This is a genomic window from Mesorhizobium sp. LNHC252B00 (genome assembly GCF_000502955.1).
GTDB lineage: Bacteria > Pseudomonadota > Alphaproteobacteria > Rhizobiales > Rhizobiaceae > Mesorhizobium.
The window spans coordinates 25,344-36,343 of sequence record NZ_AYWO01000041.1 but is presented as its reverse complement, the minus strand read 5'-3'; the positions used below and the strand labels follow the sequence as shown (position 1 = coordinate 36,343).

The following is an 11,000-nucleotide window of genomic DNA, read 5'->3' as shown; positions in this document are numbered from 1 at the left end:
AGAATGTGCGGTTCAAATATGCTTGCCGCCATTGTGAGCGTACCGGCATCAACACGCCGGTCGTGACCGCGCCGATGCCCGCGCAACCCTTGCCGGGCAGCATCGCCACGGCTTCGACGCTGGCCTTCGCGCTCGTTCACAAATACGTCGACGGCACACCGCTCTACCGCCTGGCGCAGGCCTTCGAGCGCGCGGGCGTTCCTGTCAGCCGTGGCGCTCTGGGCCACTGGGTGATCGGCTCGAGCGAAAAGCATCTCTCCCGCATCTATGACNGTTCCTGTCAGCCGTGGCGCTCTGGGCCACTGGGTGATCGGCTCGAGCGAAAAGCATCTCTCCCGCATCTATGACGCCCTGAAGCTGCGGCTCAGATCGCAGCCCCTCGGCGACTGTAGCAGACGCCGGGATGGACGGTGCGAGCGTGTCGGTGCGTAGCGTGTCATGAGGTGTCTGGCCAGGTCGGGGCCTTGCGCGGGATCGGGCCGAGCGAGGCCATGGCGCCGCCGCAGCCCGGACAGATGTTCAGGGAGCGCCCTGTGAGACAGCGGTAACGCTGGCGATAGTCGGCGGTCGGGTCCGGCGTCAGCGGCGTGGGCGCCGCCAGAAGAAGACGGCACTGGGCGAGCTTGGCGACGCGGTGGCCGTTGGCGAGGAGGCCGTAATGGCGGATGCGATGGAATCCGTCTGGAAGAGCNGCCCGGACAGATGTCCAGGGAGTGCCCTGTGAGACAGCGGTAACGCTGGCGATAGTCGGCGGTCGGGTCCGGCGTCGGCGGCGTGGGCGCCGCCAGAAGAAGACGGCACTGGGCGAGCTTGGCGACGCGGTGGCCGTTGACGAGGAGGCCGTAATGGCGGATGCGATGGAATCCGTCTGGAAGAGCGTGCAGCAGGAAGCGCCGGATGAACTCGTCGGCGCTTAAGGTCATGAGCTTGTGTTTGGACTTGTCGTGGTGGCGATAGTCCTTCCAGCGGAAGCTGACCTTTCCCTGGTCCAGGCTCACGAGGCGGCTGTTGGCGATGGCGACGCGATGGGTGTAGCGGCCCAGATAGGCGAGGACCTGTTCGGGACCGCCGAACGGGGGCTTGGCGTAGACGACCCATTCGATGCGTTTCAGTCCAGTCAGTTGGGCGCAGAAAGTGGCAGGGTCGGCCAGGCTGGCGAGATCGCTGAAGAAGCGAAGCTGGCCGGCGTCGAAGGCGTCCTGCAGGCGCCCCAGGAATAGCCGCCTGAACAGACGCGACAGAACCCGCACGGGCAGGAAAAATCCCGGCCGGCAGGCGATCCATCGCTGGTCCCCGGCCTTCGCCGTGGCAGGATCGAGCGACAGGCCGCCGCCCGGCACGACGCAGTGGACATGCGGATGATGGTGGAGATTTTGACCCCAAGTATGAAGCACGGCGACCATGCCGATCTCGGCGCCCAGATGCCTGGGATCGGCCGCCGCCACCCTCAAGGCTTCGGATGCGGCCTTGAACAGGATCGNCGGGCTAGGCCCTGGCACTTGGGGCAGTGACGGTTGCGGCAGGAGTTATAGGCTTGCCGCACGAGACCGCAGTCGGCGCAGTGTTCGGCGTGACCGCCCAGGGCCGCGGTCCGGCACGCCTCCACCGCGGCCATAACCCGGCGCTCGACACGCCCGAGATGGCCGGCATGGTCGCGGCCGAATCGTCGGCGATGCGCCGCCGCCCGCATGGCTGATGGCGATGCTGGGCGGAACGACAGATGCATGGTGAAAGGGCTTCGTGGTGCAACCTTTGGAGAAACGAGAAATGCGGATTGGAAGGCAAATGCTAATCGCTCTACGGGGGCTGGTTTTCGCGGCGATGGAATTTCGCTTCGGATTATTTAAGGCCACGGCTGGCGCTAACGAGATAATTTGATAAATGCTGGCATTTTGTCGTCCTGCTACGCAAATGTCAGCTTTTCGCTCTAACAATGTCCTTTGGCTGTAATGCCGATCAAGCACCGAAGTTGGCGCGATGGCGGCGGAGAAGACCACGCTCGGCGCTGGCGATGGTCGCCTCGAAATCTTTGGCTTGCCGGCGACAACGTCCCAGCCAGGCGAAAGTTTGCTCGACGACCCGTCGTCGCGGCGGGCACCTCAAAGCCCTTGGCCGTGTCGGAGCGCTTGATGATTTCGATGGTCCATGTGCCGAGATTGGCCAGAGCCTGCGACAGTTTTTCTCGGGCGGGAACGGTCCGGCAATGCCCGCCACTGGCAGCCGGTCAGGCGATGTAGAGATGTAGAGAAGTGCGTCCACGACCGCCCGAAGGTCTGTCGCCAACGCGTGGGTGTTACAAGGGATAGAATGCCGGCGCCCGTTTGAGGGCGCTCTTTTGCTATCGTCGGCAACGTGATGGCAAGTCGGGATCGCGCGTCACGAGCTCGAAAACCACGACTTGTCGCAAACGAAGACAACGGGACGACCGCGGACTGATCCGCGAACCCCTCGAGTTGTGTGCGTCAAGTTGTGCAAAAATGGCGTGGCGGTAGCTGTGACGTCGGTGTCCGCCGCGCAACTCCCGTGTTTAGCGGAGCGGCGGACACATGACGTTGCTCAGGCGGCCAAGGCCCTCAGGCTCTCCTTCTTGTGCTCACGCAGATGATCCATGTTGAGATAGCGGGTCGNAGCATGTTGGTCGATTTCATGTGCTTATGATGGGCAAGCGGCAGCCGATAGAAGCTCAGCGTCTCCTCGATGTTGTCCTCCACCCAAGATGATGCAAAAAATGGATACAGAAAAACAGGTCGGTCGGCAGGGCAGCCTGATTGGTTGTGTGGCCAAGACTGGCGAGATCTACACACCGATCAAATGATGCTGCTGTCGCGTCATCTGTCGCAAGCCGATCCAGGCGCAGCAATAGGGCCCCACCGTCGATCAAGCTGTCGTAGGTGAGAACAGCTTCTCCGGTTAGCGACGGCAGACAAGCAATCGATCCACCGCGCGGCAGCGGAAAGGACTCATTCCGTTCGAGCCGCTTTTGAATTCGGTTGCCCAAACTAGGCACCGTTCCTGTAGAAGCGCTATGAATGTCGTTTCTTCTGGCCACCTGTCGGGCGTCTTTCGATGCCCGATGCGACCAAAACGCGATGACGGAAGTTGCTCCTATTCCAATCAGCCTGGCAATCCGGCCCTGCCCCAGGCCGCTCTCGTAGAGCGATATGATCTTCTTTGTACGTTCTTTGACAACGCTAACAGTGCCAAGAAAACACATTAAGACATTGATTTTCCAGTCATTTTCAGAGTTCGCTGTTATGCTCCACTTGTCCCACCAATTTCCTTCCAGTCAATTTGTTTTTAAAGCGCTTTTCAGTAGCGCCTTATTCGGTGCCTAAATTAGTGCCTAACCTCTTCCGATGATGAATCGCCTGGGTTGCGGCTCGCTGTCTTCGTCTTCCTCGGCGTCCTTGCGGTGATGGGCGGCTTGCCGACAACTATTCTTGCTGGAATTGACAGGGCCAATCTTCAGGCCTCGTCAAGCCAGAAGGCAACTCGGTCCGGGCGTCTCCGCAAGCCATGTTGAGCTGCCACTGGGACAGACCCGCCGAATTGGAAAGATCGAGGCCCTCGATACGGGTCAGAAAGAAAAAAGCGCGGTCAAAGTCTATCGGCGCGGTGAACGTCGCTCCTCGGAAGTCCGCCCGCGCGAGATTGGCAAACGAAAAGCGGCTGCCGCTGATATCGGCTTCATGGAACTGCGCTCGCCCCAATTCCGCCTTTGTGAAATCAACATTGGTCAGATTGGCGTCCTGGAAATTCGAGCGCTGCACTTCCGCGCTCGCAAACACAGCGCCCTGCGCGTCCATACGGCTGAAGTCGGTCCTGTAAGCCTCGATTTTGTCGAACCGGGCGCCTTTGGCGGTCGAGTCGGCCAGGGAAGCACGCACAAGCGTTGCCTTCTCAAAATTTGCCGCACGGAGATTGCTGTTCCTGAGGTCGGTCGAAGTGAAATCAACACCGAACAGGTTCGCCCCGCTCAGGTCCTGTCCTTTTAGGATGAGAAGCTTTTTGTCACAGTCCTGCCAATTGACGCCAGGCGTCGCGGCTGCGTCGCAATTTTGAGCGGCAGTGGCGTTCTGCCAAGCAAATACAGTGCAAACCGCTAGAACCAAGCCGGATGCGCCGTAAACTCTGGTTCGTCTCATTGTTGCTGGACCTCTGCTACTCGCCGACAATCAACCTTACCACATCTGCTGACACTCGAAAGCGACGGCGTTTTTCCCGCTATCGACAGCTTTGGCGACTCCGGGATCGACCTCAGGATGAAGCTGATGACCAAGCCGGGAACTCAGTTCGGCATCAAGCGGCGAGCGTTCATGATGATCAAGAAGGCATTCGACGAGAACGGCATAAAGCTCGCCGTTCCCACCGTGCATGTGGCGGGTGGCGGCGACAACGCGGCCGCCGCGCAGCAACTACTTAAGATGAAGCAGGTTGCGAGCTAGCGACAAACCCGCGCCTGACGGTACCTAGTCGGTCAGCCTCTACAGGCTACATGCAGCTGCTCGCGGCCTGCCAACGTGTAGTTTTCGGACCGGCGGTCATCGAGTGCATCCTCTGTGGCGGCTATCACGGGTTGCGGGCCACCGACTCGCCCCCGTGGCGTGGACGCGCCGTGACGACTATCCCCAGGTAAGTTGCCCGCCGTGCGTGTATCGACTGCACATTCGCCGCGGAGGTGCGTAGTCTGCGCCGTTGAACGGACACCGATAGGCCCGACAAGTACGCTGGATATTCGTGGAGCCGGCTTTCCGAGATCGGAAGAGCACACGNAAGAACCCCTAGGCAAACCGAACGCGGCGGCGGACAATGAAGGTCACGGATATCTCGGCGGACATCCGCGTTGGCGCGGTCAATATCGTCGGCAGAAGAGCGTCCGAAAAGGGCTATCGGCGGCTCCGTCGGGGGAACGAAAAAAGAAGGGAAGCAGAACGTGTGCGATTTTTGCACGCAACATCTCGTAACTATCGGATTTTATTACTATTCCGCCCCATCCAGCATGGGTGCAATAGCCAGGCTATGGTCTTGATTTTTCAGCATTTTTTCTTTAACATCAATTTGGTAGACGCAAGCGCGGCCACGCCACTTTACGCCAGAATACGACCCTTTTCGCCACGTTTCGATCTTTCAGTGCACACGGAGCGCACACGAAAAAATGGCCACCTACACAAAACTCTCGTCCGGCTCCTGGCGTGTGCAAGTCCGTCGCAAAGGTCGCTACGCCAGCGAGACCTTTCTGAGGACGCACGACGCTGGGCAACCGAAACCGAGCGCCAAGTCGATCGCGGTGAGACGCCGACAAAGTCCCGTATAGCGCGCCTGAAAACCTTCGGCGAACTCATCGACCTTCATATCGACGACATGTGCGATGTAGGCAAGTCCCCTCGCCGCTCCAAGGCCGCAGCCCTCGATATGCTCCGAAGACATCTGGGGAAGTGCAACATCGCAGCCCTGGATCGCGAACGGCTCATTCGTTTTGGTCGGGACCGGGCCGACCAAGGCGCCGGACCGATGACTCTCGGTATCGACATCGGCTTTATAAAACTCATTCTGGCTCATGCCGCTGCAGTTCACGGCCTGCCCGTCAAGGTCGAACCAGTCGATCTCGCGCGTATCGCCCTCAAGAGACTTGGCCTCATTGGGAAAGGCCACCAGCGCGACAGACGGCCGACGCAGGATGAACTCGACAGGCTCATCGGTCACTTCGATGCAAACCCTCGTCAAATTGCTCCGCTTAGCCAGATCATACGTTTCGCCGTCGCAACCGCGATGCGCCAGGAGGAGATCTGCAAGGTGCGTTGGTCCGACCTGGAATCTCGCACGCGGATGCTTCTTATCCGTGATCGGAAAGACCCTCGGAACAAGAACGGCAACAATCAGCGCATACCGCTATTCGCGGCAACTGGATACGATGCATGGGCCATTGTCGAGGAGCAGCGGGCAAAGCGTAGCAACGACGATGATCGAATTTTCCCATTCAATCATAGGTCAGTCGGCACCGCCTTCCGTCGGGGATGCACTGACCTGAGCATCCACGACCTACATTTTCATGATTTGCGGCACGAAGGAACGAGTCGGCTTTTCGAGGCCGGATTCACGATCGAACAAGTTGCGCTGGTAACTGGGCACAAGGACTGGAAAATGTTGAAGCGCTACACCCATCTGAAGCCGGAGGCTCTCCACGCGCTGTTGGCAGCGCGCGCCGCATAGATGTGAGTGTCAAAAGGTTCTTCACGATAGAACAAGTCGCTTTGGTCACGGGGCACAAGGATTGGAAGATGTTGCGTCGATATTCGCATATCAAGCGGAAACCCTGCACACGATCCGAGTTGCGAGGGCAGCCTAGTGAAAGGCGAGATCGAATACGGCCTCCGGATCGCTGGGCATTATAAGATCCAGCAATGGTCTTAGGACTGCCAGCGTCACCAACCCGCATCAGCGTGGCGGAGTTGTCGGCGATGAACTTGCGTTGATCTGTGAGGTTGGCTAGCTGTGAGCGGCTATCGTCCTACCCTATTTCGGTCGGGCTCACGGCGAACAGAAACTGGCCGGCCGAGAAGCTCTGCATCGTTAGAAGCGCTGGTTTGCATCTCACTCGCCCGCACAGTCGGCCTTGATCGGATTTTAAGTTAGTCGTGCCCGGGTCGTGCGCGGCGTCGCCAGGAGCAGACTAGTTTCGCTGCCCGTTATGCCGGCTATGAGCCGGATGCGCCGCAGCACCGCATCGAAATCGGTCAGTGATGCGGTCCCGAGCTCGACCACCAGGTCCCAGCGGCCATTGGTGGTGTGGATGGTCGAGACTTCAGGGAAGCCGCCCAGCGCCCGGACCACGCGGTCAGCGGCGTGGCCCTCAATCTCAATCAGCATGATACCTCGGATGCGCTGATCAACGGCGTCGGCGCGCAGCACCACCGTGTAGCCGATGATGTCGCCGGATCGCTCCAGCCGCTCCATCCGTGCCCTGACTGTGGCGCGCGAGACGCCGAGGTCGACGGCGAGGTCAGACACGCTCCGCCGCGCATCATGCCGAAGCAAGGTCACGAGCCGTTCGTCCAGCGCATCCATCGGGATTACCATTTTGGCCAATTTCGCTGCCATACGATAAACAATGCTTTTCGAATTGCCAATTCTGCCTGTTCATATCGCCGCCTCGCCATGATCTCCTCGCGGGTCATTCGAACTTGGTCAGCGGGAAAACAAGACAATGCGTTGCAGAATCGTCGGGGCGCCAGTGCAGGATGGCGCTGGCAGGATGGGATGTGAGATGGGGCCAAGTGCGCTCAGGACGGCCGGACTTGCTGAAGTGCTGTCCGGCCTCGGCCACGCTGTCGAGGATATGGGGGCCGTCCAGGCAATTCCGGCGAGGCGCGTCGTGCATGGCAATTTGGCGCTGAAGGCCTTGCCCGAGATATCAGCCTGGACATCCGCGATTGCTCACGCCGCCTACGCCGCGAGCGAGAATGCCATGCCTATCTTTCTCGGCGGCGACCATTCGATATCCGCCGGGACCGTGTCTGGCATCGCCCGCCGCGCTGCCGAAGCCGGACGCCCGCTGTTCGTGCTGTGGCTCGACGCGCATCCGGACTTCCACACGCTCGACACCACCGCCAGCGGCAATCTGCACGGCGTTCCGCTCGCTTACGCCAGCGGCCAGCCAGGTTTTAGCGGCTATTTTCCGGATCTGCCGGCTGCGGTCGATCCCAAGCGCATCTGCACCATGGGCCTGCGCAGTGTCGACCCGGCCGAGCGCCACGCGCTCAACCAGGCGGGCGTGACCGTGCACGACATGCGCGCCATCGACGAGCATGGCATCGCGCCGCTGCTGCGCGCCTTTCTGGCGCGGGTATCTGCAGAGGACGGGCTGCTGCATGTCAGCCTCGACGTTGACTTCCTCGACCCGTCCATTGCGCCGGCTGTCGGCACCACGGTTCCCGGCGGCGCGACTTTCCGCGAGGCGCATCTGGTGATGGAGATGCTGTCCGACAGCGGCCTCGTCTCCAGCCTCGACCTGGTCGAGTTGAATCCCTTTCTGGACGAGCGTGGCCGAACTGCGACGCTGATGGTCGACCTGACGGCGAGCCTGATGGGCCGCCGCATCATGGACCGCCCCACCCGCAGCCATTCCGGGAGCTTTTGATCATGGCCACGGCAAAGTTGAACATCGTCCCCTTCGTCAGCGTCGACCGGATGATGAAGCTGGTGAACGCCATCGGCGTCGAGCGCTTCCTGACCGAGCTCGCCGGCTACATCGAGCAAGACTTCCGTCGCTGGGAACTTTTCGACAAAACGCCTCGCATCGCATCGCACAGCCATGACGGGGTCATCGAACTGATGCCTACAAGCGATGGGCGGCTCTATGGCTTCAAATATGTCAACGGCCATCCCAAGAACATGCGCCAGGGTTTGCAGACGGTGACTGCCTTCGGCGTGCTCGCCGATGTCGGTAGCGGCTACCCGATGCTGCTCACCGAGATGACCATACTGACGGCGCTGCGTACCGCCGCCACATCCGCTGTCGCGGCCAAGTATCTGGCGCCGGGCGGCGCGCGCACCATGGCCATCATCGGCAATGGGGCCCAATCGGAATTCCAGGCGATCGCCTTCAAGGCGCTGACCGGCATCGACAGGCTCAGGCTCTACGACATCGATCGATCCGCCTCGCGGAAATGCGCGAAGAACCTGGCTGGCATGGGATTTGACATCACCATCTGCGCATCCGGGCAGGAAGCGGTTGAAGGTGCCGGGATCATCACGACCGTCACCGCCGACAAACAGTGCGCCACCATCCTCACCGACAACATGGTCGGCTCCGGCGTCCACATCAACGCCGTCGGCGGCGATTGCCCCGGCAAGACCGAACTGCACAAGGACATCCTGCNAACGACCGGCCTCTACGAGGAACTCGATCTGCTTGCCGATCCCGACGAGCCGCGCGACCTTTTTGGCATGCTGCTGAGGGCAGCCCTGAAGCCGGCCGCATAAAAGGCTCGCTTAAAACTGCAGAGACGGTATGGTTCCCATCAGAGGTCACCACGGGCGACCCACCCTACGTTTCCGGTCGACAGCGTTCAGGAAGACCACGAGATCATCGGCATACTCCATGTCGAGGTCGACGGCTTGGTGGCCTTCGTACACAGCCGGCAGCCCGGTGAACACGTCGAACACCATCCAGGACTCATCCGCTTCCTTCCTCAAGTCGTACCGTAGGGACACCATCAGGGAAGCCTAATGTGGGTCGGGAATATTTGGTAGAAATTTCTGAGCGGGTGATCGGATGATAGGCACGCGCGCCGACCCCCCGTGCCCATCAGGTTCCACGACAAGAGGCACGGCCGGTTCCGTGCGTTGGCAGCTCGCGGCAATCCCTATCTGCGTGGTCGTCCCATGCAAAAAGCCCGTCGCTTCGGGGGAAAGCGACGGGCTTTTGTAGGGCGGTATTGTAACATAGCCGCTCCGTAATGATGACTGGCACCGGTGAACATTCGATTAAAAAGCCCGCCAACCTTTCGGCTGACGGGCATAGCTAGGACTGGCTAGGATCTACCCAGCACCGGCTTGGTATCTTGGCAGAGCAGTTGATTGCAAGATCAGGCTGGCACAATTTTGGATTGGACGGCTGAATCAAACGCCCGGCGACGGAAGCCCGAGAGTAGGCCCGCGCCCAAGCTCGGGGCAAAGGCGGGCCCGGCCAAGGGTCGCGCACCTTAACCAGCAGCGAGGGGTGCTGCCGCCAAGAAACCAGTCGCTAAATATTAGGTTCCGCTAATGTGATCAAAAAGGCCCACACCCGACATAAGCATGGCTGGGCGGGTCTTGGAGTGGCTAGGAATCAACCCAGCATAGGTCAACGAGCGGCGGAGGGCTGGTTGCGCTCATCGTTCACCGGCATTTTACCTTACGCGACGTTTCCCGGGCGTTGACGGCATGGTAAGCCGACCACAAGGACGCGGTGCGGTTCGATCGGGAGATGGGGGCATCACTCGGTCGGGCCAGGCTCAGGCAGGGCTCCGCGTCCGCACCATTTCAAAATTCGGGCATAGGTGAACGAGCGGCGGAGGTGTTGGTTGCGATCACCTATTGCCGCTCTCTGCCCTTAAGCTCATCCAGAGAAACAGAGCGCCCGAAATTTTCGTGGACCGCGTAGCCTTGACGCACCGCCTCCGTTGGCAGTTTCTCCATAACCTTCCGCTTGGCAATCTCCCGGCGAATTGCCAGCGCACGACGGATTATGGCGGGTCCGCCCTCCTGCCCAATTGCGCTTGCACCTTCATTGCTGTGCGGTGCCGCGCCCGAACTGGTTCATGCAGAGTTTCCTGACCCATGCGCCAGCCGCGTTCCATCGTAACTTCTTGTCTTGTGCACCTGGTGCGCTTTGCTGTAGCGAGGCTGCTGACGCAGATCGGGCTACGGCACCTGAAGAGCAGATGAAAGGTCGGCCAAATGCCTGAAGATCTTATCGAGTCCGATGTGGAATTGCTGGAGATGACCGCTGACATCGTTTCCGCCTATGTCAGCAATAACCCGGTTCCAGTTGCGGAACTCGCCCGCGTAATTGCCGATACCTATGAGGCGATCAGCAAGCTGCAGGGCGCGCGCCCACCCAAAGCGGAAGAGAAGCCTACACCCGCTATCCCGATCAAGAAATCGGTGACGCCCGATTTCATCATCTGTCTGGAAGACGGCAAGAAGTTTAAATCGCTCAAGCGGCACTTAGGCACCCACTACGATCTGACGCCAGATGCGTACCGCGCGAAATGGGGCCTGCCCTCCGATTACCCAATGGTTGCGCCGAACTATGCCGCGGTGCGATCCGCGATGGCGAAGGCGATCGGCCTGGGACGGAAGGCCGTAGAGCCTGAACCCGTAACGTTGCCGGCGCCGGCCAAGCGCCGCAAGATCGGCATCAAGACAACCTGACATCCGGGCTATTTTGCACAAAAGCCCGCATTCTGTTCAAGGGCGCGGAGCGATCGCCTTCCGTCAGAAAGAACCCTGCCTCT

General features: G+C 60.2%; 8 protein-coding genes and 5 pseudogenes. 6 read left to right on the top strand and 7 right to left on the bottom strand.

All coding sequences use genetic code 11. The annotated features are described in order from the left end of the window. Window positions 1-387 (top strand): annotated as a pseudogene (locus X744_RS0138565) (transposase); the annotation flags it as partial. 395 nt (window positions 388-782) lie between these two features. Here X744_RS0138565 and X744_RS1000000172865 read toward each other — a convergent pair. The 5 genes and pseudogenes from X744_RS1000000172865 to X744_RS142300 all read right to left on the bottom strand — a co-directional run. Beyond that, window positions 783-1,690 (bottom strand): annotated as a pseudogene (locus X744_RS1000000172865) (transposase); the annotation flags it as partial. Between the two features lie 266 nt (window positions 1,691-1,956). Next, window positions 1,957-2,188 (bottom strand): annotated as a pseudogene (locus X744_RS1000000172860) (transposase); the annotation flags it as partial. Window positions 2,189-2,556: 368 nt separating this feature from the next. Then, window positions 2,557-2,720 (bottom strand): annotated as a pseudogene (locus tag X744_RS1000000175645) (transposase); the annotation flags it as partial. Further along, a complete protein-coding gene (locus tag X744_RS1000000174150) occupies window positions 2,684-3,214 on the bottom strand; it encodes a hypothetical protein (protein ID WP_156938638.1) in 531 nt (176 codons plus the stop codon). The gene X744_RS1000000174150 and the pseudogene X744_RS1000000175645, both read right to left, overlap by 37 nt. A gap of 220 nt (window positions 3,215-3,434) precedes the next feature. Beyond that, complete coding sequence (locus X744_RS142300) at window positions 3,435-4,145, bottom strand: pentapeptide repeat-containing protein (RefSeq protein WP_023762587.1); 711 nt, start codon at window positions 4,143-4,145, stop codon at window positions 3,435-3,437. Window positions 4,146-4,229: 84 nt separating this feature from the next. On the opposite strand from X744_RS142300, the pseudogene X744_RS142305 reads away from it, so the two are divergent. After that, window positions 4,230-4,445, top strand: a pseudogene (locus X744_RS142305) (mechanosensitive ion channel family protein); the annotation flags it as partial. Between the two features lie 364 nt (window positions 4,446-4,809). After that, a complete protein-coding gene (locus X744_RS01000000170415) occupies window positions 4,810-6,210 on the top strand; it encodes a site-specific integrase (RefSeq protein WP_245266851.1) in 1,401 nt (466 codons plus the stop codon). Window positions 6,211-6,624: 414 nt separating this feature from the next. Here the strand turns inward: X744_RS01000000170415 and X744_RS142310 are convergent, their stop codons facing one another. Beyond that, window positions 6,625-7,065, bottom strand: a complete 441-nt coding sequence (locus X744_RS142310; RefSeq protein ID WP_031261243.1) for an Lrp/AsnC family transcriptional regulator — start codon at window positions 7,063-7,065, stop codon at window positions 6,625-6,627. A 139-nt stretch (window positions 7,066-7,204) separates the two neighbouring features. On the opposite strand from X744_RS142310, the gene rocF reads away from it, so the two are divergent. Together rocF and X744_RS142320 are read left to right on the top strand one after the other, a co-directional pair. Then, the gene (gene rocF, locus X744_RS142315) at window positions 7,205-8,137 is read left to right on the top strand and encodes an arginase (RefSeq protein ID WP_031261242.1); all 933 of its coding nucleotides are present in this window, start codon (window positions 7,205-7,207) and stop codon (window positions 8,135-8,137) included. A 2-nt stretch (window positions 8,138-8,139) separates the two neighbouring features. Next, entirely contained in the window at window positions 8,140-8,982 is an 843-nt protein-coding gene (locus X744_RS142320) for an ornithine cyclodeaminase (protein ID WP_031261241.1), read from the top strand. Between the two features lie 45 nt (window positions 8,983-9,027). Here the strand turns inward: X744_RS142320 and X744_RS142325 are convergent, their stop codons facing one another. Beyond that, complete coding sequence (locus X744_RS142325; RefSeq protein WP_023762580.1) at window positions 9,028-9,216, bottom strand: hypothetical protein; 189 nt, start codon at window positions 9,214-9,216, stop codon at window positions 9,028-9,030. Between the two features lie 1,224 nt (window positions 9,217-10,440). Here X744_RS142325 and X744_RS142330 point away from each other — a divergent pair. Further along, complete coding sequence (locus X744_RS142330) at window positions 10,441-10,917, top strand: MucR family transcriptional regulator (RefSeq protein WP_023762579.1); 477 nt, start codon at window positions 10,441-10,443, stop codon at window positions 10,915-10,917. Window positions 10,918-11,000 lie beyond the last annotated feature (83 nt).

Coding starts and splice junctions, on each gene's coding strand:
- X744_RS1000000174150 (WP_156938638.1), bottom strand. CDS start 3,214: ATGTGTTTTCTTGGCACTGTTAGCGTTGTCAAAGAACGTACAAAGAAG.
- X744_RS142300 (WP_023762587.1), bottom strand. CDS start 4,145: ATGAGACGAACCAGAGTTTACGGCGCATCCGGCTTGGTTCTAGCGGTT.
- X744_RS01000000170415 (WP_245266851.1), top strand. CDS start 4,810: ATGAAGGTCACGGATATCTCGGCGGACATCCGCGTTGGCGCGGTCAAT.
- X744_RS142310 (WP_031261243.1), bottom strand. CDS start 7,065: ATGGATGCGCTGGACGAACGGCTCGTGACCTTGCTTCGGCATGATGCG.
- rocF (WP_031261242.1), top strand. CDS start 7,205: ATGCGTTGCAGAATCGTCGGGGCGCCAGTGCAGGATGGCGCTGGCAGG.
- X744_RS142325 (WP_023762580.1), bottom strand. CDS start 9,216: ATGGTGTCCCTACGGTACGACTTGAGGAAGGAAGCGGATGAGTCCTGG.
- X744_RS142330 (WP_023762579.1), top strand. CDS start 10,441: ATGCCTGAAGATCTTATCGAGTCCGATGTGGAATTGCTGGAGATGACC.